We start from the raw sequence: 26151 nt of genomic DNA, 5'->3' as shown, positions 1-26151 counted from the left end.
AATGATGAATACGAATTCGAAATTATTAATCCGCTATACCGGAATGTTGTTCAGTTTCCTGTTCCTACTGAACGCCTGTCAATCCGGCAATAAATCCAATGAGGCAGCAGGTAGCCAGGATACCATACAGGTAAGTCATAAATTAGGGCAAACAACCCTGCAATTAAATCCCGACCGTGTAGTAGCCATGGACATTGGAGCTTTAGAAACCATGCATGAACTTGGTGTTAAAGCTGTCGGAACTCCACGTAAATTTATTCCTGCTTATCTATCCACGTTAAAGGATAATCCAGACATTGCCGATGTAGGCTCTGTGGTTGAGCCAGATTTTGAAGCAATAGCTGCATTAAATCCAAACTTGATCTTAATCTCCACCAGACAAGAACGGTTCTATGATGAACTCAAGGATATTGCACCAACTGTTTTTGTTGGTACGGATAATAAAAATTACTTCGAATCCTTTGAGAATAATGTGAAACTCATCGGTCGTATTTTTCAGAAAGAAGATCTTGCTTTAGAGAAATTAAAAACCATTGAACAGAAAGTAAAAACGGCACAAGACCGTTATTCTCAAGATCCAAACAAGGGCTTGTTCCTAATTTATAATAATGGGAAATTCTCAGCTTTTGGTAAAGGTTCACGTTTTGGTTTTATCCATGATGTGTTGCAGATAAAACCATTGATGGATCTGGACGATGAATCGGTACATGGACAACGTGTGTCAAATGAGCTAGTAGCCGAGAGAAATCCTGATTACTTATTCATTGTGGACCGTAATGCTGCGGTGGTAGGAAAAAAGGCCAATAAGCAAGATGTGGAGAATCGTTTGATTCAACAAACCAATGCCTTTAAGAATAAAAAAATCTTTTACCTGGACCCCGAAGTTTGGTTCATTTCAGGTGGTGGATTGACCTCTGTAAATCTGATGTTAGACGATATTTTAAAATTAATCCCTTAGTTTCATGGAAAACCCTATAATAGCAAAACATATATTTAAAGTAACGGAGAAGACCTATATCACACCTCATTATATTCGTATAAAGCTGAAATCCGAGGATGATATTGCTTTCGATCAATGTACTCCAGGTGCTAACAATAAAATATTTATTCCACCGGCAGGACAAACTGAGGTGCAATTTGCAAGTTTCGATAGCGAAAAGGGAGAGTGGGTAATGCCGGATGAGTCAGTCAAACCATTAGTGCGTACCTATACACACCGAGCTATTGACCCACAAAGCAAAGAAATCAGCATCGACTTTGTTAATCATGGAGACAATGGACCTGCCTCTGCTTGGGCAAGAAATGCCGAGCTACAGGATCAACTGGGCGTGGCTATGAAAATCCGTCCCACTAAGTTATACACGGAAGCGGACTGGTATTTTTTAATTGCGGATGCGACCGCCATTCCAGTGCTATGCTGTATCCTGGAAAGTTTGCCTTCTGATGCAAAAGGACATATGGTAGTGGAAGTGCCTAGTGAAGCAGATATTCATCCAGAGGTGACACACCCTGGTTTTGAAGTGCATTGGGTCATAAACTCTCTGCCTGAAATGGGAAGCCAACTTGCAGCCATAGCAAAACAAATCCCAATACCTTCAAACAAGTCAAAATTTGCATACATCGCCTGCGAATACAGCTCCGTAAAGGAACTGCGAAGCTATTTTAAAGATGAATTGCAATGGACAAAAGAAGAATTCTATGCCTTTTCCTATTGGAAGGCCGGAATAGCTGAAGATCATTCCGCCAAAGAAAGAAGAGAAGAGAAAAATGCTTAAGGTGTAAAGGTAGTGAGACCGCTGCGCTGGGAGAGAGACAACAGACGTCAGATAAAAGATATAAGCGTATCTCACGAATTCCTTTTCAAGTGCTTTAACTATTATAAAGTATTAAACTATTTCCCTAACCCTTCATTTACGGACTATCTTTTCATTTTTGCAAACTCATAAAAATATTATCGTATATTTAATTCAACTAACTATTTAAAAAAAACCTTCATATTATAAACAAGAAGAATTTTATTTTCTCTGCTGTTGCATTCCTGTATTTATTTTTAGGATGTAGTAGACAACCTTTAATCGAAGACCAAATCGATAATTTTAGTAAGTCAAATAGTAGAAATCTTTCAAAAAACACTCTTGTATATGGTAGTGAATTAATTAAAAAAGTAAAATGAAAAGATTTTTTTTATATACCATAATTTTACTCTTCATGTCATGTGGTAAGAATCATATGGATGAATTTGCGACAGGCAATAGTCAAAAGGGGATTGTAGGTAAATGGAAGCTGGTTCGGTCAGAAAGCGGAAGCGGAAACGGTGACATTTATGTTGAAGATAGAAGAAGTGAAAATTTTATCATAACTTTTGATTCTATAGGCAACACAACTAATCCCAATTTTGAGTGTAAAGGTAAATATAATTTTACTTGGGATGAAGAAGGTAAAAATCACGGTCCCAACATGACCATAAATTTTGATTGTCCTGATTCAGGTACTAATATTGATTTTGGGCCAGCAAAATATTATGCTGGATTTGAGGATAATAATCAGTTATACTTGAGTAATGCCCATTGTGACGAACTGTGTAAGAATATTTATAGAAGATTAAAAGATTAACCCCAATAAATCTTCTTACTGATCGGTAATAAAAAGTCAAAGCTTATTACGATGTGTGAAAAATCGTTTTGGAAAAATTTTGTCCAAAAACAAGACCTGTACATCGTAATAAGCTTTTTCCATACCCTTCCTTTACGGCATGTCTCCTAGGGGTATGGTGATAATAAATCTTAAAATCACGATTGTTTGTAGGGGTTATGCATGCATCGACCGTCATCTAATATATCTTCAAATCCGTAATCTGAATTATGTTGTCTAAAAAAAAACGGACGGACATTCCGTTCGTTTTCATCGGGGATGAATCGCTCTTACTCAAACTCACTCAGTGCCGCCCCTACCTAACGTGCTATCTAGTCAGTTTGCTATTAGGCGAATATTAGCACCCACGCGTAGGGGCAGCACTAAGCGCAGCGGAATGTCTGCCCGATTAAGAAATTGGAGGAGACCGCTTTGCTGTTAGATAGGTGATGTGAGATTTTTAAGCGGTCGAAGCATGCTTCGACCCTACAGTTATTGTGTTTAGGAATTATAAAATCACGATTGTTTGTAGAGTAGATGCATGCATCAACCGCAAATGGATAATATCTCTAAATCTCAAATCTAGTGTTTGTCGTCGGTGACAAATCTTCTATCTCGCCATAGGTCTAGATACTAACTACTCCATGCTAGCTATTATTAAACAGGGGTTTGCTAGGGGTTTCCTAAGGGTTTTCTAGTAGTTGGATTCGAGACACTTTCGGATCTCCTTCGGAACTTGTTCGGATCTCCTTCGGATCTCGTTCGGTTCCGACCGAACGAGATCCGAACAAGATCCATATCAGATCCGAGAAAATTCCCTAAGTGTATCGAACTTAACTAGACCCAATACCTACCTTATCCAGAGTTAAACCCTAAGGGTATAAAATCTTTGTATTTCCTGACCATTTTTTAGGGTAGAGGAGTAGTTATTTGGTTATAAAATTTAGTTCGGGATAACATGATTTTCGTTTATAATACCTATTAGCAAATTAATGAGAATTATAACAAATAAATTACCTGCTGAATATGTTACTTATTACTCATTTAATCCTTATGTTTATAATCTAACTAACACCTATTTTTATGAAATATTGGTTCTTGAGGATTTGCCTAGCATGCATTCCTTTTACAGTCCATGCGCAGTGGGATTACCCAACCTACGATGCGCTGAAAAGCCAAATCGGAAAAATAAGCTCCCATGCGCTGGTTCAACAGCAGTCCATTGGGAAGAGTTTTGGCGGTGAGGATATTCCATTAATAAAAATCCAACAAGGAAAAACGGCTAAGCCCACCTTATTGATTGTTGCCGGCGTAGATGGTAAACATGTTTCCGGTACGATTCAAGCACTTTCAGTTGCACAAAATCTATTAGCTCTTCCGGGGAATGAGTTGGATGAACTTTTGGCAAAAAAAGCTATTTGGATTGTTCCAGTACTAAATGTTGATGCCTATAAACGAAACATCAAAGGATTAGATTGGGCCTCGGGCAATGCTCGTCAGGTAGATAATGATCGTGATGGTCGTGTGGATGAAAATCCGAATAAAGACTTGAATGGGGATGGTATCATCTCACAAATGCGCGTAAAGGTGCCGACTGGTCCCTTCAAGAATCATCCGAGTTTAATGGATTTCATGGTTTTGGCGGATCGCACGAAGTCAGAATCAGGTACTTATGAAATCTTTAAGGAAGGGGTGGATACGGATTTAGATGGTCAGTATGGTGAAGATGGATTAGGAGGCGTGAATTTAGACCGAAACTTTGCTTATGATTATCCGTTTTTTGAGCCCGAGACAGGAGATTATGCAGCATCGGAATCGGAGACCAGAGCCATTATCGATCTTATATTTGACAATCCACAGATAGCATCGGTCTTGCATTTCGGATTACAGAACAACTTATCAGTTCCTGAGCAGTTTGATCAACGTAAGGCGATGGAAAGAATCAGTAAATCTTGGACAAATGAGGATGTCAAAATTTCGGCATTGGTGAGTCAACTTTATAATCAAAGCACCAAAGCCTTAGGCGATGCACCAAAAATGCCTGCTGGAAAGGGCAATTTCTCTAGCACTGTTTATTATCATACCGGTAAATTTAGCTTTGTAAGTCCGGGATGGTGGGTTCCTGCAGCTTCGGATACCAGTAAAAATAATAATAGAGGTACCGCAAATAAAGATAACAAGGATGATGATCGTTTTGTAAATTGGATTAATCAGCAACAGATAAAAGGAGCGGTATTACCTTGGACTAAAGTTAATCACCCTGACTTTCCAGGACAAGAGGTGGAAGTTGGTGGACTAGTGGAGCGTTTCAGACATAACCCTCCTGTACAGCATTTGGATCAACCAGCTAAATTACATACAGACTTTATCGTAAAACTAACCAAAGCCATGGCCGTTTTGGAATTCTCCGAACCTAAGATTACGCACGTAGGGGATAATATCTATCGTGTTGAAATCCGTTTATTCAATACAGGAATGATGCCTACCTATCCGGAGTTTGCGGATAAAATCAAACATGTTTCGAAGATGAAGTCTATTTTAGATTTAGACAAATCGCAGAAATTTTTGAGCGGTAAACGCTTGCAGTTGTACCCTACCTTAAAGGCGGGTGAGTCGAATACCTTTTCTTGGTTGATTCAAGGAAAAGGGAAAGCGCAACTGACTGTTGGATGTCCAACAGCAGGCGAGAAAACCATTTCCATTAACCTATAAGTAGACGCTAATTATGAGATTTTCACATAAGATACTTACCCTAGCTTTAGCTTTTAGTGTAGGGACTGCGATGGCACAGCAGAAAAATGATGATGCCCCAAAAGAAATTGCTGGATTGCGGGCAGTAGGCTCTCCTTCCAATCCGAAAGTTCAAATGAACTGGTCCAGGTACCACGATTTAAAACAAATGGAGCAGTTCTATAAGGACTTGCAAAAGGCTTATCCTAATCTGGTTAAATATGAATCCATCGGAAAAAGCTATGAGGGCAGGGATATATTTGTATTGACAGTTACCGATTTTAAAGAAGGTGATGCAAAGCGAAAACCAGCGATGTGGATTGATGGTAACATACATGCCAATGAGCTGCAAGGGTCTGAGATTTCCATGTACACCGCTTGGTATTTGGCGGAAAACTATCATGCTGTACCATTCATAAAGGAATTGTTGAAGGATAAAGTGTTCTATATTGCGCCGACGATTAATCCTGACTCAAGGGAATATTTCATCTATGAGCCGAATACCATGCACTCTTCCAGAACTGGTCGTCGACCATTTGACAATGATGGAGATGGATTGGTTGCTGAGGATTTGTACGATGATTTAGATAAGGATGGACAGATTGTGATGATGCGTCGCAAGTCGAAAACAGGGCGCTATAAAATTGATCCGGATAATCCGAATCGGATGATTATGGCCAAGGCAGGTGAGGTTGGAGAATACGAGCTATTGGGCTATGAGGGCATTGATAACGATGGGGATGGTTTAGTCAATGAGGATATCACCGGTACTTATGATCCGAATCGTGATTGGGGTTGGAATTGGCAGCCAAATTATGTGCAAGGAGGCGCTTTATACTATCCAGGGACTTTACCAGAGACACAAGCGGTCAAGAAATTCATTTATGATCATCCAAATATTGCAGGTGCGCAATCATACCATAACTATGGCGGTATGATATTAAGAGGCCCTGGAGCTGCAGAAGATGAACGATTCTACTCCCGTAAGGATGTAGGTGTGTATGATGCCATCGGAAATGTAGGTTCAAAGATGCTTCCGGGATATAATTATATCGTGATTAACTCGGGCTTGTATACGGTATTTGGTGGCGAAATTGATTTCTTGGCTCTAACAAGAGGTATTTTTACATTCTCCAATGAATTGATGACGAACTATAAATTGTTCAACAATAAAGGCGAAGAAGGATTAAGGCAGAGTGATGAGTATTATGAGTTTGATAAATTGCTGATGTTCGGGGATGCTTATGTTCCTTGGAAAGAATACGACCATCCGCAGTTTGGAAAGATTGAAATCGGCGGGGCTAAAAAGAACTATACAAGGAATCACCCAGGCTTTTTATTGATGGAAGATGCGCATAGAAATGCTGCATTCACGATCTACCATGCTTACCATATGCCTAAGTTGGAGGTGTTGGATACCGAGGTGAAATCATTAGGGGGAAATTTATATGAGGTAACTGCCAGCATTTGGAATAGCCGAATCATTCCTACGCATTCAGATCATGATGTACGCCATAAGATTGAGCGGCCAAATCATATTCGTTTAGAAGGGGCACAGGTCATCGCTGGTATGCGCGTCATGAACGCCGATTTCAATGAAACTAGGGAGCAACGATTCAAACCCGAACAGATTGAAGTGCCAACCATTGAAGGTACGACAGCAGTAAAAGTAAAATGGATTGTCAAAGGAAACCCTAGCTCCGCAAAAATTATTGTAGATAGTCCTAAAGGTGGTTATTTGGAACATAGTTTAAAATCGAATAACAAGTCTTAACATCTCGCCGTAGAAACGGTTTGATACAATTAGCCGACAACAGCAAGTATATTATTGCAAATAGGTAATAATTGCTTGAATGTTGTCGGTTTTCTTTTTTAGTAATCCAAATTCTTATTTCAATTGCATTTAAACAATGGAAATAGCTTTTTGGCTTTACTTTCCTAGATAGTTAAGTGCTTGATACCGTATCCTTTCTGAGACAAAATATTGCACTGCTTTTTTGTCAGAATTCCTATGTAAATATTGTTTTACGATGAAAAACCGAAATTTGAACAATCTTTAATTATTTATTACAAAATTATCATGTTTTTAGTTTAAATATTACTGTATACACTGTGCCTATTATTAAAATACTTGATAAAGAAAATAATTTCTTATAAAATATTAATATTAATTATGTTTGATTTATATTTGCCAATAATTAGAGAAAAACCAATAATTAAACTTAATTCTAAAAATGTCTAAAAAAGTAAGGACAAAAAAGAAACCTTATGACCAACCCAAGGTCGAGGTTATAGTCATCGAATATGAAAATTCAATTGCCGTAGGGTCAGCCAATGTAACTCCCCCAAAGACAGCTACGAAGTTTACCCATGAATGGGAACAGACGGAAGAAATTACTAGAGATATTACTTGGTAGCTTGCGGTACGAATAAATGAACACATCAAGAATCTCGTTTTTGTGTCTAATATTAGGCATAATAAACATTTTTATCGCTTGTGATAAGGAAAAATTAAAAGGAGGGATTTCTGGGGATGCCATACAGGTGAAGGTTGGTGTAGGGGATATAAATCTGGAATATCCCATAGCAGATTTCAATTCTTCAGGTTCTAATAAGGGGCTTAAAAGTTCAATTAGAGATTATCAAGGATTAAAGACACAACGAATTGTTGTCAAGGATTCAGCAGGTTTTAGCTACGAGGCGGAGATCATTCCAATGGGGATAGAAGAGTCTGGAACAAATGGTTCAACAGTTGGGAAGGATGGTGAATTAGAAGCGGCTGGACCTTTGATTCAGGAAGTACCCAATGGAACTTTTTATCGGGTGGCGGTTTATTCGATGGCCGGTAATTATATTTCGCATAAGGATTTCAAGCGAGGCGACCCAAATAGTCTATTATATGGTGAGGATCGCTACTTTGTTCTGGATGGCAATACGGACTATATATTTATGTGTTATAGTCAGTTGAGTTCAGGTTCTGCACCGGAATTGCCCGATAATCCAACGGCTCCTTTGAGTCAGGTAAAGATTAGTCCATTAGCGAAAGTGTTAGGGCTCAATGGCTATACTGAACCTCCAGGAAACTTGGATATTGGAATTGATGGTGGATCGGACTTTATGTATTGGAAAAGTGTGGTCCGTGTTTACCATAGTATGGATTTAGATATTAAGTTAAAGCATATGTTTGTGGGTGTTGACTTGGCAATAAATGCTCCTGTAGGTGGTGGATTGTATATTTCAACGGTTAATCCACTTACAGCAGTTGATTCCCTAAATCGTATAAGACCTTTTTGTAATCGAATGACAACGAATCTCAGTAATGGTACATTTACAGATGCGTACTGTTTGGGGGTAAACTTAAAAGGAAAAACTTTGTTTTTTGATCCACAAAAGAATGTCACGTCCCTTGTTTTTAGGCCTTGTGTTTTTTATACCGGTTTTGACCAAACACAGGCTGGAATAATTGATTTGCATAATATTACTTTAAGGCGAGTGGATGGCTCGGTTTCTAAGCGTGATTTGGAATTAACAGGGTTTACCCTGAATGCAGGGACACGATATAAGATCAATGTGAATATTTTAGATTAAAATGAATCTGAGGTTTTGTGTTAGTTTATAATAAGAGGACAGCTCTTATGAAGCACAATCCATGAAAATTAAGCAACAATTTTAATGTCGTTTTTTGACTAGAAGTCTAGATAGAATGTATTAGATACGAAAAAAGCTGCCCATGGGCAGCTTTTATATTTAGGAGTTTCTTTTTAATTGTTCGTCGAGTAATTGTCGCTTCAGCTGTTGTTCTCTTTCCATAGCTTTCTTACGCAAGGTTTGTAATTCTTCTTGTAATTCATCTACGGTATTTTTAGATTCTACCGTATCTACTTTGGCTTTACGGAAGGCAACCAAAGTACCAAAAAAGGCAGCCCCTAAAACGAGGATAATAGCCCAAACCATGCTATGGTATGATCCTTTAGAAAAAGGAATGCCTAAAAAAGAGATGCTATCTGTTTTTTCTTGCTCCGCAGCAAGACTTGTTGATAAGGTCTGTACAGAATCTTGAAGGGATTTAATACTTCCTGCTGAGTTATTTGCCGTACCATTCAATTCATTGATTTGCTTTTTGTACTTGCTTAAAGAATCTTTTACGTTTTGACGGATAATATCAAGATTACTTTTTCGGATGATCTTAAAATCGGCATCTTGATTTCTAGATTGCAAATTTAGAACAACAAACTGGCTGTCTAGCGAAGTAGTGCGTAGTTTTTGTTGCAAGGTCTGACCATGTACCGTTGGGCTAAGTAGCACAACCAATAATAGAATTGATAATAATCGCATAAGTTTAAGGTGTTTTTCTTACTTAATAGATCAAGTTTAGCAATTTAATTAGATAATGTAAAAAAAATTATAGAAATAGATAAGATTAAATCGCTAAGGTCGTAAACCTCAATTTATAAGATGTTGCTATTTTTTGTCTTAAAAATGACAAGTAACAAAAAGTCAACATTGATATTCTTATCAATAAATTCCCATTTTGCTATCATCCTTAATAAAAAGAGTTGGTTTTTTCTGCTAGCTCTCAAATTAATTTGACATTCTATTTGAGGAATGGAAAAACCTCAGCAGCTTCTGAAATTTAATTTTTAATCCTTACATTTATATAAATTATAAACTAAGAAATTACAGCGGGTAATTCAGCGTAAATTATAAGTTATTTACGTGTATATTGAAATAATATTTGGTTCGAAGATGCTGTTGCAAGAATAGCAGAATTGAGCATATTATCGGAATTTTCAGCTGCTAATCTTAAAAACTACACAATACATGATAGATAAAACAGTTTCCAATGCGCTGGAGGCCGTCAAAGACATTCAAGATGGAATGATTGTTTCCGTCGGTGGATTTGGTCTTTGTGGTATTCCAGAGAATCTAATTGCTGCCTTGATTGAAAAAGGCGTTATGGATCTGACCTGTATTAGTAATAATGCGGGAGTAGATGATTTTGGATTGGGCTTATTGCTGCAAAAGAAGCAGATCAAGAAGATGATAGCTTCCTATGTCGGAGAGAATGCAGAGTTTGAACGTCAAATGCTAAGTGGCGAATTGGAAGTCGAGTTGATTCCACAGGGAACCTTGGCGACACGTTTAATGGCTGGAGGCTATGGGCTTCCTGTCATCTACACCCCTGCGGGAGTAGGTACCGAAGTGGCAGAAGGAAAGGAAGTTCGACGTTTTACTTTCCATGGCGTAGAGAAGGATTATTTGATGGAATATGCCTTTGAGCCTGACTATGCTTTGGTGAAAGCGTGGAAGGGTGATCGCGAAGGTAATTTGGTGTACCGTGGTACGGCACAGAATTTTAATCATGCTGTAGCGATGTGTGGAAAGATTACCATAGCTGAGGTAGAGGAATTAGTAGAACCGGGAGAGTTGGATCCCAATCATATTCATACCCCTGGGGTATTCGTACAACATATTTTTCAAGGCGAGCGCTATGAGAAGCGTATCGAACAAAGAACCGTAAGACAAAGAGAAAACCATGAATAAAAGCGTATATATCGTAGCTGCCAAGCGAACTCCTATGGGGAGTTTTGGGGCAGGATTAGCCAGCGTTTCAGCCACAGAATTAGGTGCTAAAGCCATCAAAGCTGTTTTAGAGGAGGCAGGCCTTAAAGGAGATCAAGTGGATGAGGTTTATATGGGATCTGTATTGCAAGCGAATTTGGGACAAGCACCTGCTCGTCAAGCAGCAAAATTTGCTGGATTGCCAGACCATATTCCTGCAACAACCATCAACAAGGTTTGTGCAAGTGGAATGAAAGCTATTTCTATTGGCGTTCAACAGATTTTATTGGGTGATGCGCATGTTGTTGTTGCTGGTGGTATGGAAAGTATGAGCCAAGTGCCTTACTACGATACATCAGCTCGATGGGGTGCTAAATTTGGCGATCAAAAACTAATCGATGGTTTGATGAAAGATGGCTTAACAGATGTGTATTCCAATCAGGCAATGGGTAATTGTGGGGAGTCATGTGCTGAAAAATATGCTATCTCCAGAGCCGATCAAGATGAATATGCTGTTCAATCCTATACAAGAAGCAAAATAGCCTGGGAATCGGGCAAGTTCAATACGGAAGTAGTACCAGTAGAAGTAGCTGGTCGTAAAGGTTCCGTAACGATAGCGGAGGATGAGGAATACAAACAGGTTAATTTCGAGAAGATTGGTCAATTGAGACCTTCTTTTAAGAGCGATGGGACTATCACAGCTGCCAATGCTTCCACATTAAGCGATGGAGCTGCTGCGGTGGTATTAATGAGTGCGCAAAAAGTACAAGAATTGGGGGTTACTCCATTAGCAGAGGTGATTGCCTATGCGGACGCTGAGCAAGCTCCAGAGTGGTTTACTACCACACCGGCCATTGCCACACAGAAAGTGCTTCAGAAGGCAGGAATGACCGTTGATGAGATTGATTATTTTGAATTTAATGAGGCTTTTTCAGTAGTTGCCTTAGCCAATGCGCAAATATTGGATCTGTCGCAGGATAAAATGAATGTTTATGGTGGTGCTGTGGCTTTAGGACACCCTCTAGGTTGTTCTGGAGCAAGAATAATCGTGACCTTAAACTCAGTTTTACATCAGGAGAATGGAACTTATGGTTTAGCTGCTATCTGTAATGGTGGCGGTGGTGCCAGTGCCATGATCCTCAAAAAATGCTAATTATGTTGGATAAATTTGGAATCGCTAAACGTATAGCGAAGGAAATAAAAGATGGCTACTATGTGAACTTAGGGATTGGTATCCCCACATTGGTTGCCAATTATATTCCCGAAGATATCAATGTGGTGCTTCAGAGTGAGAATGGACTGTTGGGAATGGGACCTTTTCCTTATGAAGGGGAGGAGGATGCGGATTATATCAATGCCGGTAAACAGACCATCACGACCTTGCCTGGCTCTGCTTTCTTTGACTCCGCGATGAGCTTTGGGATGATTCGTTCCAGAAAGATCGATCTTACCATCCTTGGTGCAATGGAGGTTTCTGAGAATGGCGATATCGCTAATTGGAAGATCCCTGGTAAGATGGTTAAAGGTATGGGGGGTGCTATGGATCTGGTGGCAAGTGCCGAGAATATAATCGTGGCCATGCAACATGTGAATAAGCATGGTGAATCGAAGTTATTGCCTTCATGTACTTTGCCATTGACTGGTGTCCGCTGTGTCAAGAAAATAGTGACGGAATTAGGGGTGTTTGATGTATTGCCAGAGGGCGGGTTCAAGATCGTGGAACTGCATGAAGGGGTGTCATTGGATATGGTTCGTCAAAGCACTGCCGGGAAGTTGTTATATTAATCGAACTCATAAGTCGACCAAACATTTCTCTATATAGATTTTAATAAAAAAAGCACTTAGATTATCTATTCTAAGTGCTTTTCTTTTGTGTTTCGTAATGGTATGATTTTATCTTAAATCAACTTCTTCGTAGTTCGGATAGTTCTTTTTCTGGTATTGAAAAGTACTTCCCGGGATATTTTGGTTAACATATAGCGCATTGATGCTATAAGTATACTTCATTCCCGATTTATCCAAAATTGTTACATCTTGGATATGATCATTTCCATTGATGCGTAAGGTGATCTTCGAATAATTGGATGTTTTATTCTGAGGAGTCAACTCAATGGATTGTATTTTGTTTTTTCCTGATCCCTTAGATCCTAATGATTTGTAATTAAAGCCAAATTTGTAGAAAGTAAATAAGTTACTTGGACCGATGGCTTGATTATCATCATCCGCTGGGGATATTTGAATTTCCTTCACCTCTTTATTGACATTCCAGATACTTTGGTTATCTCCGAAAATATCTTGTTGTTGCATATCAATACGGAATTTGTTTTCCGGTTTATTTAAATAGATTTTACCGGTTTCAGTACCTGAGTTACCAGATTTTGGTTGAATCAATACCTTAAAGTTGGCTTCCATCGTCTTATAGGAGTCATACTTCTTAGATACCTTTTCAAGGGTGTTTTTAGCTGTCGGGTCTTGGGCAAATGCCAATTGAACCATGAAAACAGCAAATACGGCATACACTAATTTCTTCATGTTTTCCATCTTATCTTAACGTTTCCAAATACTGTTCCAAAGAATATTCATCTGGATAAAGTACTTCACGTGCTTTACTACCTTCAAAAGGACCTACAATACCTGCAGCTTCCAGTTGATCGATGATTCTTCCAGCACGGTTATAACCTAATTTTAACTTACGCTGGATTAAAGATGTTGAGCCTTGTTGATGCATAACAATCAGGCGAGCAGCTTCTTCGAACATGGAATCACGGGAATCCATATCAAAGTCTGAGGAAGCACCACCTTCACCGCTTTCACCTACATATTCCGGTAGGAGATGTGCTGAAGGATATCCACGTTGACCACCGATAAAGTCAGATATCTGATCGACCTCTGGTGTGTCTACAAAAGCACATTGAATACGAATCAGGTCACTTCCTGTCGATAAGAGCATATCCCCACGACCAATTAATTGGTCAGCACCCCCGCTGTCTAAGATGGTCCTTGAATCGGTCTTAGATAGTACGCGGAATGCTAAACGTGCCGGGAAGTTAGCTTTAATGGTACCAGTAATGATATTCACGGATGGACGCTGTGTTGCAATCACTAAGTGAATACCAATAGCACGGGCTAACTGCGCTAATCGAGCAATCGGTGTTTCTACTTCCTTGCCTGCCGTCATAATCAAATCGGCAAACTCATCAATAATAAGAACTATAAACGGTAAGAATCGATGACCCTCCTCAGGGTTTAATCGACGGTTGATAAATTTTGCATTATATTCCTTTAAATTACGAACCTGCGCATTTTTTAATAGATCATAACGTTGATCCATTTCAATACAAAGGGAATTTAAAGTGTTTACTACATTTTTAGTGTCGGTAATAATAGCTTCATCTTCATTTGGAAGTTTCGCCAAGAAATGACGCTCAATCTTCTTGAAGAGTGAAAGTTCTACTTTCTTAGGGTCAACCAAAACAAATTTCAGTTCTGCTGGGTGTTTTTTGTATAAAAGGGAAGTCAGAATAGCATTAATACCTACCGATTTACCCTGTCCTGTAGCACCCGCTACCAATAAGTGAGGCATCTTCGCTAAGTCTGCAATATAAACCTCATTGGAAATCGTCTTACCTAAAGCTATTGGCAAGTCCATGTCGGTCTTTTGGTACTTCTCAGTTGCCAATATAGAGCGCATAGAGACCATCTCTGGTGTACTGCTTGGTACTTCAATACCAATTGTCCCTTTACCTGGCATTGGAGCGATAATACGTATACCTAATGCAGCTAAACTTAAGGCGATGTCATCCTCTAGATTCTTGATTTTAGAAATACGAACTCCTGGTTTAGGGATGATCTCATATAAGGTCACCGTAGGACCAATAGTCGCTTTAATATGCTCAATCTCGATGCTGTAGTTACGTAGGGTTTCTACAATTCGATTTTTATTGCCTTCTAATTCTTGTTGGTTAATGGTGATTTTACCTGATCCATATTCCTTCAACAAGTCCAAGGTCGGATATTGGTATCCCGAAAGATCCAATTTAGGGTCATATTCACCGAATTTCTCTACCAAATCGTTTGCTGAAATAGGTTTCTCAACGATTGGTTGTTCTACAATCAATGAAGGTTCTTCAGCAACTTCACTTGCTTTAGGTTGAGGTGTAGGCGGTTCTATGCTAAATTCGATTTCCTGACCTGCCTGATGTTGAACATTATTGTTGGTAGGTTTTGGAGTATTGACCTGTAAAGGCATACTCATACTAAGTTCCTTTTCTTCCTCCGTCAATTCCTCTTCTTCTTCAATTTCTTCAGTAGGCTCTGGGTAAGAATAAGTATGGCTAGCCACCTCATTCTGTTTATTACTACGAATTTTGTTGGTGGTATTTCCTTCTAAAGATGGCTCATCTTCTTCTAGAAGCTCATCATCTTCCAGGTCTTCATTCTTATTCGATCGGAAAGATAATCTTAAATCGTAATTGTATATCAATACCAATGCGGTTAACACCACAAAGATTAATAGACCAGCTGTTCCGACTTGACCAATTTGAGATTTCAAGATCTGATTTGTCCAGAAACCAAATTTACCCTCTAAGATATGTGGTGTGTCTGCAATGAAATCTTGAATAAATCCAAAGGTAATGGACAATAGGATAATAGCAATCAGTGAATATACCCAAGTCTTCCACATGGGAAGAATGGAACGTTTATAAAGAAATTTATAGCCTGTAACAAAAAGGATCAGAATAAACAGAAAAGACGCCACACCGAACCACTCATAGATAAATTGATTGGCCAATAGGGCACCAAATTTACCAAGCTTATTCTCTACAATAGGAAGGTCTACTTGTTCATCATGAATTTCCTCGGTTGTCTTAAATAGGGTAGACCAGCCACCATTGGTGCTGGAAATATAACTTTGATCAGCTTTCCAAGTAAATAGATAGGAAACAAAAGCTACTGTAAACAATCCTGCTAGGAGTAATAAAAATAACCCTAGGATCTTAAGTGCTTTACGTTGCCCTTCGGAGAAGTTAATCTGGTCAAAGGATTTAGTTGTTTTGGCTCGTTTTTGATAGGATAGTGTGGTGTTTTTAGTCTTCTTTCCCGCAGCCGTGCCAGCACTATTCTTAAATGTATTTAGTTTTGCCATTCAAATGACGCTATTTTTCGTATTACAAACTTAAAAAAAAACCTTCATGCATCCAATTGTAACTATGGGTTGAAGGCATGGTAAGTTAAGGATATTTTTGGAATTCAAATGCTATACTTAACTTCATATTGATTGATTTGATGAATCAGTTGTAGCAATAAGTCGACCAAGCTCGTTGTACTAACAATAAAAAATAATGCCAATGAAATTTACACAACTCAGGGTTGTCATCATAAGTATCTTAAGCTTGACTTTTCTAATCAGTTCATGTGCGAAATCGGATATGGAGAATTTTGATAATCCAACTGGAGGGTTTGCTGCAGTATCTGCTTTTAACGGAATGGGCCACGGTGCTCCATTAGAGATGATGATAGATCAAAAAATGGTGAATTCTGGAGATGAGCGTTTTAGCTCCGGAGGGTATATTGGATTTAAAACTGTATTTCCTGGGTCTAGGAAAGTAGAAATACGCTTTGCAGGTGGTTCATCTTACCTTGTTCAAGAGCAAGTAGACTTTAAATCAAAAAACTTTTATTCCTATTTCTTTTACGGATTAAAGGAGTTTAAATACTTGGTTTCAGTGGATGATTTGTCCGTTCCGAGACCAGGTATGGCCAAGGTACGAATAGTTAATTTGGTCGAGAATCAATCTGTTGTTGTTAATTCAGTCCAAGGAAATAGCCAATCCAGCTATACGCCAAAAGTGGAAGTGACCAACTTCATGGACATCCCTTTAGGAAAGGTAAAGTATGAGGTAAAAATAGCTGACACTCGAACAGGGAGTTTTTCCTTCGAACTTGATCCATTAGATCAAAAGCTATATACTATTTGTTTGTATGCAGTAACAGATGAAGCTTCTAAAACCAGCACTTGGAAACATAAGATCATTCAATTTTAATTTATTTTTTTTCCATTAAATAATAAAGCCCTTCAAATCTTGAAGGGCTTTATTTTTATGTCTGCTTTTTTGAGCAATTAAGCAACTGTAATCAAGTAGTAATTCTTCTTGCCACGTTGAGCAATAAGGTACTTGCCGTTGATCAATTGATCAGCATTGATGTTTGCTTCGATATCCGTAAGCTTTTCACGGTTTAAAGAAACCCCACCACCTTGCAACATCTTACGAGCTTCGCCTTTGGATGGGAACACTTGAGTTTCCACAGCCAATAAATCAAGGATATTGATTCCAGAAGCTAATTTTTCCTTAGCAAGGTTGAATTGAGGGACACCATCAAATACTTCCAATACTGCCTCATGGTCAAGATTAGATAAGAAGCTTAGTTCACCATTTCCAAAAAGGAATTCGGATGTTTTAACTGCAGTTTCATAATCTTGTTCCGAGTGCGTACGGATGGTGATGTCTTTTGCTAAAGCTTTCTGTACAATACGTAAATGTGGTGCTGCATCATGTTCAGCAATGATGGCATCAATTTCTTCTTTTGTTTTTAACGTGAAGATCTTGATCCAGCTCTTACTGTCATCATCGGTAGCATTTAACCAGAATTGATAATACTTATATGGTGAAGTTTTCTTTGGATCTAACCATACAGCGCCGGATTCGGTTTTACCGAATTTCTGACCATCCGATTTCTTGATCAATTGCGTAGTGACAGCGAAGGCAGAGCCCTGGTCAATACGACGGATCAATTCACTACCAGTAACGATGTTACCCCATTGATCGGAGCCACCCATTTGTACTTTGCAGTTGTGGTTCTTCCAAAGATAATAGAAATCATAACCTTGAATTAGTTGATAGGAGAATTCAGTGAAGGAAAGTCCACTTTCACCTTCCAAGCGTTTCTTTACAGAATCTTTGGCCATCATGTAATTCACGGTAATCAGCTTACCTATATCACGGATGAAATCTAAGAACTTGAAGTCCTTGAACCAGTCGTAGTTGTTGACCATTTTGGCATCGGTAGCACCGTCGCCAAAGCTCAAGAATTTTGCAAGTTGACTCTTCAATGCATTCACATTGCGTTGAAGCGTTTCTTCATCCAAGAGGTTTCTCTCAGCTGATTTAAATGAAGGGTCCCCAATCATTCCTGTAGCACCACCTACTAAAGCAACAGGCTTGTGACCAGCGTGTTGAAAGTGGATTAATGTCATGATTTGGGTTAAATGACCAACATGTAGCGAATCGCCTGTAGGATCAAAGCCGATATAGCCCGCCACCTTTTCTTTGTTTAACAATTCTTCTGTTCCTGGCATGATGTCTTGAAGCATGCCTCTCCAGCGTAGTTCTTCTACAAAGTTCATAGTATACCCTTTAAGATTTTTATTTAAAGAATTGCAAAGATACGAGATTATAATGTATCTTAAAGATAATTTGTATGGTTATTGGTTTATGAACTTCCTATCACATTTTTATTTTGAACGTTATGCAACCCAACCTGAACGTGTGCTCGGCGCGCTGTTGCCTGACCTACTCAAAAATGTCGATAAGAGCTATGTCTTTCATCCGCAAAAGTTCGAAGACCAACTATTCATACATCCCTTAAGCATGGCAATTTCTGAAGGATGGTATCGACATGTTGAAGTCGATAAACTATTCCATAGCTCAGAATTCTTTCTGCAACATTGCCATGTACTCCGTAAGAAGTTAGAACCTGTTCTCAAAGATTTGCCTATTCGCCCTTCTTTTATGGCGCATATTGCTGTCGAGTTAATGCTTGATCATTTACTCATTGAGTATGATCTGGTCAATGTTGCCAGATTGTATGAGCACCTAGAGCAAGTTAATCGCCCAATATTGGTCAACTACCTTAAGACTTTAGGTGTTGAGGATACAGCTGGTTTTCTAGCTTTTTATGATCAATTCTTACAGTGGAGGTATATATTTGATTACAAGGACATCGACCGTATGGCCAAGCCACTATTTAATATTTCCAAGCGTATTTGGGAATTCCAAACTAATCAAGAACAACATGAAGCACTTACAGAAGTGTTGATTCAATATCGTGATAATCAATTAAGGGATTTCAAGGAGATTTATACATATATTCAGGATAATATGACATAATTGTCATAATTTTTTCCACTTTTGTAGCCTTGACCCAATAATTTAACTTAATATGGCAAATAGACTTTTTCGAAAGAAAAGCGTCGATCAGATTCTATCCGACGCCGAGAAAGGCGGATCAGGATTAGCTAAAATCTTAGGAGTACGGGATTTAATATCCCTTGGTATAGCAGCAATTGTAGGAGCAGGGATCTTCAGTACCATCGGCTTGGCAAGTTATAACGGTGGACCTGCAGTATCCTTACTTTTTGTATTTGTTGCCTTCGCCTGTGTGTTCACTGCATTGTCCTATGCGCAGTTCGCAAGTACAGTTCCTGTTTCTGGTTCGGCCTATACCTATGCTTATGTCACCTTTGGCGAGCTCTTCGCTTGGATAATTGGTTGGGCATTGGTCTTGGAATATGCTGTTTCTAATATGGTAGTAGCCATCTCTTGGTCTCAGTATTTCGTATCCATGCTCGACGGTTTTGGTATATCTGTCCCCCGATGGATGACCATGGCTCCTGGATATGCTATAGAGGCGCATCAGAAGTTTTTAGAAGTGGGATTGGATAAACTAGAAGGCATAGATAAAATTGCGCTCCAAGCGTATGAAACAGCCCCTCGAATTGCAGGCATTCCTATTATCCTTGATATTCCAGCAGGATTGATTACTGTGTTGGTAACATGGTTGGTTTATATCGGTATTAAAGAATCCCGCAAAGCCTCTAATATCATGGTTATCATCAAGATCGGAATTATATTAGCTGTTATCCTTGGTGGTATTTTCTTTGTGAAACCTGAGAATTGGACACCTTTTGCACCTAATGGTATGGCAGGAGTAATGAGTGGTGTGGCCGCCGTATTCTTTGCATTCATTGGCTTTGACTCCATTTCCACCACGGCAGAAGAATGTAAGAATCCGCAACGCGATTTACCAAAGGCCATGATCTATTGTTTGTTGATCTGTGCCGTGCTTTATGTAGCCATAACCTTAGTTTTAACAGGTATGGTGAATTACAAAGAGCTTAATGTAAAAGATCCTCTGGCCTATGTGTTTTCTTATGTCGGCTTTGACCATATGGCAGGTATTATCTCGGTGACTTCTGTTATTGCAATTACTTCGGCTTTATTGGTGTTCCAATTAGCACAACCAAGAATTTGGATGACCATGAGTCGTGATGGTCTTCTTTGGAAAAACTTCTCTAAGATTCACCCGAAATACAAAACACCATCCTTTGCTACGATCGTTACAGGGATTGTAGTAGCTATTCCAGCCTTGTTCTTCAAGATGGATTTCTTTGTAGACCTGACTTCCGTAGGTACTTTCTTTGCTTTCATCTTGGTGTGCTGCGGTGTGCTTTACATGGATCATACCGGTATCTCCAAGAAATCTAAATTTAAAGTTCCCTACATCAATGGAAAGTACATTGTAGGATTAGGCTTTTTCATAGGGTTATTCCTTACGTATAAGTATGGTGGTGAATCCTTAGACGAGTGGATGAGTATGGGCTCTACAGCCATCTTATTGCATAAATCCTTACTGATCATATTCTGGTTAGTATGGGCAGTTATGAGTGTGTTAAGCTTTAAATACAACTTCTCTTTATTGCCGGTTACAGGGGTTCTGATCAATCTTTATTTGATGTCCGAGTTGGGCGCAAGTAACTGGATTATCTTTATTGCTTGGTTATTGATTGGACTGGTAATCTACTTTGCTTATGGCTATAAGCATTCGAAATTAAGAAATGTAGAAGCAGGCGAGTAAGCCTCTTCGTTCCATAAAAAGAAAAAAGCTTGCTGAATAAATTTTATTCAGCAAGCTTTTTTTATAGCCGTTTTAATTATTCTAATCCAGGCGTTTTAATTTAACTTCTTCGGTATTCGGGATAGTTAATGGAACTCGTTCTAATGTCACGAAACTACTATCCAATCCAAATCCTTTTTCTTCAGAAAGACTGAATTTCTTCAAGATCTTATAGATTTCTAGAATAATCTTCTCATTCATTTTCAAGAAGTGCGTCTTAGAAATCACCTTCTCTAATACAACGAAGTTGAAGTCACCCGGAATATTATATTTCTTTAAGGTATCATAATTACTGGTAATGTCAATTTCACCATTCTTTACCATATCCTCTACAACTTTACGGAAGAGTAAGCTGATTTTCTGTTCCTCACGGAAACCTAAGTGAAAATCAATCCGGATTACCTTACCGGGTACTAGCTGTGTAACTTTGTATTCGCGTGTATGCGGATTATCCATTACATCTACGTGTGCCAACCAATAAACATCAGCTCGTTTTGGCTTTTTATTGAGGATGGAATAGGTAATCTTAGATTCCACCTCATGGACATTATTTGCACTTGTTAAGTACACCAAATGCGATGAGAAAAAGGGTACCGATTTATCCTCACTCAGTTCGGAAAGGATGGGGTAGTAATCACGAACATCAACGAATTTAACGAATCTGTTTTTGATCTTTCTGGCTCCAAACCAACTGTACATCACAATGAATAATGCAATAGCCAATAACAAGGTTAACCAACCACCGTGCGCAATCTTACTGATATTACCAATCAAGAAGGTAACCTCGATAATGGTATACACGACTGCAAACAAACCCACAAGAATGACATTGATACGCTTTCTCAGCATAAATACAGTCATCAAAATGGTAGTTGTTAGGAAGGTTAAGTTAATGGCCAAACCATATGCTGCCTCCATATTACTGGATTCACGGAAGATCAAAATGATCAACATACAGCCTAAATAGAGGATTAAGTTCACTGAAGGTACATAAATCTGCCCTTTATGATCACTCGGATAACGAATAGCCACCTTAGGCCAGATGTTCAAACGAACAGCTTCAGCAATTAATGTAAAGGAACCCGAAATCATTGCCTGACTGGCAATAACTGCTGCCATTGTCGCTATGGTAACTCCCCAGATTACAAACCAATCTGGCATAATCGCATAGAATGGATTGACTTCACCAAGGATAGTGCCTTGATGTTCCAATAACCAAGCTCCTTGACCAAAATAATTGAAGATCAACATTAACTTAACAAAGATCCAACTGATGCGGATATTTGATTTGCCACAGTGCCCCATATCAGAGTATAATGCCTCAGCACCCGTAGTACACAGGAAGATCGCACCAACGATAAACCAAGCATTAGGATAGTTAGCTAACAGCTGAGCTGCGTAATATGGGTTTAAAGCTTTCCAAATTTCTGGTGAATGTCCCAAATACGACATCCCCAATATTCCAATTGTCGAGAACCAGATAAACATCAATGGACCGAATACACGGCCTACGATATTGGTTCCGAAACGTTGAATGATAAAGAGGAGGGAGATAATGAGAACAACTACTGGGATGGTTGGGAAGTTTGGTGTTTTAATGGCGAGACCCTCAACGGCTGAAGAGATGGTAATGGCTGGTGTAATCATACCATCTGCCAACAAGGTGCTAGCACCTATAATGGCTGGGATGATTAACCATTTTGCCCGTTTTCGCACAAGGGAAAAGAGTGATAAAATACCCCCTTCACCTTTGTTATCTGCATTTAAGGTGATTAAAACATACTTTACGGTGGTCTGTAAAGTCAGTGTCCAAAAAATACAGGATAGACCACCGAAGATGACCATCTCTGTAATTTCGCCTTTATTGAAAATGGCTTTGAAAACATAAAGTGGAGAAGTCCCGATGTCACCAAAAATGATTCCCAAACTAATTAATAACCCCGCGGCACTAAGCTTCTGAAGATTATGTTTATGGTCTGTTGACATATACTAAAGTTAAGTGTTTCTTATAGTTAAAACGGTGCGAAATTACAGAATTTTATGGGACAACGTAATTTCCTGTTAAAAATTGTTAAAGGATATTGAATTTATCCTACAAAAATCGAAAAATAACTACATTTGTATTAGGTTTTAAATGAATAATGTTTACATTTGATTAAACCAAATCAAAGAAAAGAGGCTCTAAGTAATACCATGAAATTAGGATTTAGAAAATTAGCACAGTATATTCTAGTCAATATCGCCTTAGGGGCAACATTGCTGAGCTATACCTATGCTTCTCACGCTTCTAAATTTATCCTCGAAAATTCTCCAGTTAAGGATCTTGAAATTGTATCATCTACAGCTATTAACGTTGGAACTTCCAATTTATTGGCTGAGGAGAATGATAAAATTATCAATAACGTAAAAGTTTATTACAATCCGATCGCTGAACAGATCTCTGTGAACTTTAAATTGAGCAAAGATTATAACGTAGTGATCAAGGTAATGGATGCCCTAGGTAATGAAGTGTTAAACCTCCACAACGCTAACCTAGAATCTGGATTGCAAAACTTGAACTTCGATACCCAACAAAAACTTTCCGAAGGTTTCTACTTCGTACGTGTTGGCGCAGGTACTGAATCTGTCGTTAAACGCATTTCTGTCAGATAGTTTGATTAGTATTTAGTAGTTAGTATTTAGTATTTAGACGTATTGCGGCTAAATGGTATTGCTATTTACTACTCCGTGCGAAGCGAAGAGTCTTGCAACCATCACACCCTAGCCCGTCATCCCAAATCGAAGGTTTGGGAACTTTGAACTATACTGGAAATGTGATTAATTTATAACTATCTAATTTATTAATATTTTCAGATAACCGTAGGGTCGAAGCATGCTTCGACCGCATAACCTGTTCTATCTCATATCACATGTCTCCTATCTATCAGCGCAGCGTTCTATCAATAGCAACTATCTAGGTAGCACGTCTGGTAGGGGCGGTACTGAGTGAGTTTGAGGAAATGGGGTTTATCCCTGACGAAAACGAACGGTATGTCCGCCCGAATTTTTAAATAACTGATGATTGACATCAAACATCAGACACAGACCAATAAAGCAGAAAAGAATTGAGGTTATGCGGGCGATGCATGCATCGCCCATACAAACATCCGTGATTTTATTGTTTTTAAACCTCATAACCGTAGGGTCGAAGCGCGCTTCGACCGTTTAATATCTAATAAACTCTAATGCGCCAATAGGTCTTAATACTATCTACTAAATACTAAATACTCAAAAAAAACCTGCTTCGTTAAAAGCAGGTTTTTTTGTGTTCACTTATCTTTTGGAGATATCTACATAAGGTCTGTAGGTTTCGCCGATATAAACTTGTCTTGGACGGCCGATTGGCTCTTTGTTGTCGCGCATTTCTTTCCATTGAGCGATCCATCCTGGAAGACGTCCCAATGCAAATAATACGGTAAACATATCCGAATTAAATCCTAATGCACGGTAGATAATACCAGAGTAGAAATCTACGTTAGGGTATAATTTACGGTCGATGAAGTATTGATCGCTTAATGCTGCTTCTTCTAAGCGTTTTGCGATATCCAATACTGGATCATTCACACCTAATTTTTCTAACACATCGTCACATGCTTTTTTAATGATTTTAGCACGAGGGTCGAAGTTTTTGTATACACGGTGTCCAAATCCCATTAAACGGAAAGGATCGTTTTTATCTTTTGCTTTTGCTAAATATTTGTCGGCATCACCACCATCTTCTTTAATGGCTTCTAACATCTCGATAACCGCTTGGTTAGCTCCACCATGCAATGGTCCCCATAGGGCATTGATACCCGCAGAGATCGAAGCATATAAGTTGGCATTAGAAGATCCTACCATACGTACAGTAGAAGTAGAACAGTTCTGCTCGTGATCAGCATGAAGAATCAATAACTTGTGCATCGCATCGATAATCAATGGATCAAAAGTTTTCTCTTGATTTACTTCACCAAAAATCATGTTTAGGAAATTCTCGATGTAACCAAAGTTATTCTTTGGATAAACTACCGGATGTCCTAAAGATTTCTTTTGGATCCATGAAACGATTGTAGGCATTTTAGCCAATAAGTTGATAATCGTTTTGTTTTCTTCCTCTTCGGTTTGATTTGGATTTAAAGATTCTGGATAGAAGGATGACAATACACCAACTAAACAAGAAAGCTGACCCATTGGATGTGATTTGGACGGAAAACCAGTAAAGAAATTCTTCATGTCTTCGTGGATCATCATCTGGGCACGGATATCTGCACGGAATTTCTCTAAGACCTCTTTAGTTGGTAAATCACCATAGATTAATAAATAAGCAACTTCTAAAAAGGTAGACTTTTCCGCTAATTCTTCGATCGCATAACCTCGGTAGGTCAATACGCCCTTTTCGCCATCAAGGAAAGTAATCGCACTCTTAGTCGATCCTGTATTCTTGAAGCCAGGGTCCAATGTAATATATCCAGATTGGTCTCTTAATTTCGAAATATCTAGGGCTTTCTCATTCTCTGTCCCTGTGATAACAGGCATCTCAAAGGTAGATCCATTTAAGTTAATAGATGCAGTTTCAGACATAATAAAATTTCTAGTATTAAATGTTTTATAACAAACTCGTATTCTACAAATGTATAAAATTGATTTCTATTTTCAGATGCTAATTCCGAATAAAAATAACACGGAATCGTCATTTTAAGACAGTTTTACTCCCCATTTTGTACTTTAAACGTTTAGACAAGGACTTATCCTATTTTTGCACTTATTTAACCTATTTTTTTACTAAACCGCACATGTTTAGCCAGTTGCCCCGTCCCAATTATTAAAAAAATGTTAAATAGTATGGTATATCTACGAAAGTATCGTACATTAGTGAAAAGAAAGTAGCGCTATGGAAAAATTAACAATTCAGGAAGAGGAGGCTATGCTCTCCATTTGGCAATTAAACGGTGGTTTTATCCGTGAAATATTAGATAATATCAAAGGCTCCGAAATGCCTTATACTACATTGGCATCAACGATCCGAAACTTGGAACGTAAAGGCTATGTGAAGCCCGTAAAGTATGCTAATGCTAAACGTTACGAGCCTCTTATCAGTTCTGAAGAATACAAAGCGAAATTTATGAATTCCTTTGTAGGCGATTATTTTCGCAATTCTTATAAGGAGATGGTTTCCTTCTTTGTCAAAGAAGAAAAGCTTAGTCCGTCGGAATTAGAGGAGATAATGGATATGATCCAGAAAAACAAAAGCTAACA

The 26151-nt window shown here is 38.7% G+C and carries 21 protein-coding genes; 15 read left to right on the top strand and 6 right to left on the bottom strand.

Annotated features, from left to right (window positions below; translation table 11 throughout):
• Position 1: 1 nt before the first annotated feature.
• From ACP6L2_RS15840 to ACP6L2_RS15810, 7 genes are all read left to right on the top strand, one after another.
• Positions 2-958: a siderophore ABC transporter substrate-binding protein gene (locus ACP6L2_RS15840; protein ID WP_440510270.1), complete on the top strand. Its 957-nt coding sequence runs from the start codon at positions 2-4 to the stop codon at positions 956-958.
• Positions 959-962: 4 nt separating this feature from the next.
• Positions 963-1775: a siderophore-interacting protein gene (locus ACP6L2_RS15835; protein WP_440510269.1), complete on the top strand. Its 813-nt coding sequence runs from the start codon at positions 963-965 to the stop codon at positions 1773-1775.
• A gap of 454 nt (positions 1776-2229) precedes the next feature.
• The gene (locus tag ACP6L2_RS15830) at positions 2230-2613 is read left to right on the top strand and encodes a hypothetical protein (protein ID WP_440510268.1); all 384 of its coding nucleotides are present in this window, start codon (positions 2230-2232) and stop codon (positions 2611-2613) included.
• A gap of 1101 nt (positions 2614-3714) precedes the next feature.
• Positions 3715-5343 (top strand): M14 family zinc carboxypeptidase, encoded by a 1629-nt coding sequence (locus ACP6L2_RS15825; RefSeq protein WP_440510267.1) that lies wholly within the window; start codon positions 3715-3717, stop codon positions 5341-5343.
• A 13-nt stretch (positions 5344-5356) separates the two neighbouring features.
• A complete protein-coding gene (locus tag ACP6L2_RS15820; RefSeq protein ID WP_440510266.1) occupies positions 5357-7135 on the top strand; it encodes a M14 family metallopeptidase in 1779 nt (592 codons plus the stop codon).
• Positions 7136-7595: 460 nt separating this feature from the next.
• Positions 7596-7778, top strand: a complete 183-nt coding sequence (locus ACP6L2_RS15815; protein WP_440510265.1) for a hypothetical protein — start codon at positions 7596-7598, stop codon at positions 7776-7778.
• A 16-nt stretch (positions 7779-7794) separates the two neighbouring features.
• Positions 7795-8949, top strand: a complete 1155-nt coding sequence (locus ACP6L2_RS15810) for a hypothetical protein (protein ID WP_440510264.1) — start codon at positions 7795-7797, stop codon at positions 8947-8949.
• Positions 8950-9108: 159 nt separating this feature from the next.
• On the opposite strand, the gene ACP6L2_RS15805 is transcribed toward ACP6L2_RS15810, so the two are convergent.
• On the bottom strand, positions 9109-9696 hold the full coding sequence (locus ACP6L2_RS15805) for a hypothetical protein (RefSeq protein WP_440510263.1): 588 nt from the start codon (positions 9694-9696) through the stop codon (positions 9109-9111).
• A gap of 486 nt (positions 9697-10182) precedes the next feature.
• Here ACP6L2_RS15805 and ACP6L2_RS15800 point away from each other — a divergent pair, with 486 nt between their 5' ends.
• Genes ACP6L2_RS15800 through ACP6L2_RS15790 form a run of 3 tightly spaced genes read left to right on the top strand, consistent with a single transcriptional unit; the run spans position 10183 to position 12708 of the window.
• The gene (locus tag ACP6L2_RS15800) at positions 10183-10905 is read left to right on the top strand and encodes a CoA transferase subunit A (protein ID WP_344674928.1); all 723 of its coding nucleotides are present in this window, start codon (positions 10183-10185) and stop codon (positions 10903-10905) included.
• Entirely contained in the window at positions 10898-12076 is a 1179-nt protein-coding gene (locus ACP6L2_RS15795; protein WP_440510262.1) for an acetyl-CoA C-acyltransferase, read from the top strand. The genes ACP6L2_RS15800 and ACP6L2_RS15795 overlap by 8 nt, the downstream gene beginning before the upstream one ends.
• A gap of 2 nt (positions 12077-12078) precedes the next feature.
• Positions 12079-12708 carry a CoA transferase subunit B gene (locus tag ACP6L2_RS15790; RefSeq protein WP_344674926.1) on the top strand — a complete coding sequence of 210 codons (630 nt, stop codon included), beginning with the start codon at positions 12079-12081 and terminating at the stop codon, positions 12706-12708.
• A 108-nt stretch (positions 12709-12816) separates the two neighbouring features.
• On the opposite strand, the gene ACP6L2_RS15785 is transcribed toward ACP6L2_RS15790, so the two are convergent.
• Positions 12817-13455 (bottom strand): LolA family protein, encoded by a 639-nt coding sequence (locus ACP6L2_RS15785; protein ID WP_440510261.1) that lies wholly within the window; start codon positions 13453-13455, stop codon positions 12817-12819.
• A gap of 10 nt (positions 13456-13465) precedes the next feature.
• Positions 13466-16069 (bottom strand): DNA translocase FtsK 4TM domain-containing protein, encoded by a 2604-nt coding sequence (locus ACP6L2_RS15780; RefSeq protein ID WP_440510260.1) that lies wholly within the window; start codon positions 16067-16069, stop codon positions 13466-13468.
• Between the two features lie 202 nt (positions 16070-16271).
• On the opposite strand from ACP6L2_RS15780, the gene ACP6L2_RS15775 reads away from it, so the two are divergent.
• Positions 16272-16967: a DUF4397 domain-containing protein gene (locus ACP6L2_RS15775; protein ID WP_440510259.1), complete on the top strand. Its 696-nt coding sequence runs from the start codon at positions 16272-16274 to the stop codon at positions 16965-16967.
• 77 nt (positions 16968-17044) lie between these two features.
• On the opposite strand, the gene tyrS is transcribed toward ACP6L2_RS15775, so the two are convergent.
• Positions 17045-18328 carry a tyrosine--tRNA ligase gene (gene tyrS / locus ACP6L2_RS15770; RefSeq protein WP_440510258.1) on the bottom strand — a complete coding sequence of 428 codons (1284 nt, stop codon included), beginning with the start codon at positions 18326-18328 and terminating at the stop codon, positions 17045-17047.
• An 88-nt stretch (positions 18329-18416) separates the two neighbouring features.
• On the opposite strand from tyrS, the gene ACP6L2_RS15765 reads away from it, so the two are divergent.
• Complete coding sequence (locus ACP6L2_RS15765) at positions 18417-19091, top strand: hypothetical protein (RefSeq protein WP_440510257.1); 675 nt, start codon at positions 18417-18419, stop codon at positions 19089-19091.
• Positions 19092-19143: 52 nt separating this feature from the next.
• Complete coding sequence (locus ACP6L2_RS15760) at positions 19144-20838, top strand: amino acid permease (protein ID WP_440510256.1); 1695 nt, start codon at positions 19144-19146, stop codon at positions 20836-20838.
• 81 nt (positions 20839-20919) lie between these two features.
• On the opposite strand, the gene ACP6L2_RS15755 is transcribed toward ACP6L2_RS15760, so the two are convergent.
• Positions 20920-22863 (bottom strand): KUP/HAK/KT family potassium transporter, encoded by a 1944-nt coding sequence (locus ACP6L2_RS15755; RefSeq protein WP_440510255.1) that lies wholly within the window; start codon positions 22861-22863, stop codon positions 20920-20922.
• Between the two features lie 207 nt (positions 22864-23070).
• On the opposite strand from ACP6L2_RS15755, the gene ACP6L2_RS15750 reads away from it, so the two are divergent.
• Positions 23071-23529 (top strand): T9SS type A sorting domain-containing protein, encoded by a 459-nt coding sequence (locus ACP6L2_RS15750; RefSeq protein ID WP_440510254.1) that lies wholly within the window; start codon positions 23071-23073, stop codon positions 23527-23529.
• Positions 23530-24189: 660 nt separating this feature from the next.
• On the opposite strand, the gene ACP6L2_RS15745 is transcribed toward ACP6L2_RS15750, so the two are convergent.
• Positions 24190-25476: a citrate synthase gene (locus ACP6L2_RS15745; RefSeq protein ID WP_440510253.1), complete on the bottom strand. Its 1287-nt coding sequence runs from the start codon at positions 25474-25476 to the stop codon at positions 24190-24192.
• A gap of 310 nt (positions 25477-25786) precedes the next feature.
• On the opposite strand from ACP6L2_RS15745, the gene ACP6L2_RS15740 reads away from it, so the two are divergent.
• Complete coding sequence (locus ACP6L2_RS15740) at positions 25787-26149, top strand: BlaI/MecI/CopY family transcriptional regulator (RefSeq protein WP_344674915.1); 363 nt, start codon at positions 25787-25789, stop codon at positions 26147-26149.
• Positions 26150-26151 lie beyond the last annotated feature (2 nt).

It is taken from the genome of Sphingobacterium lactis (genome assembly GCF_051951495.1).
In the GTDB taxonomy this organism is placed as follows: Bacteria; Bacteroidota; Bacteroidia; order Sphingobacteriales; family Sphingobacteriaceae; genus Sphingobacterium; species Sphingobacterium lactis_A.
The sequence above is the reverse complement of the archived record's forward strand: the minus strand, read 5'-3'. Positions and strand labels throughout refer to the sequence as shown.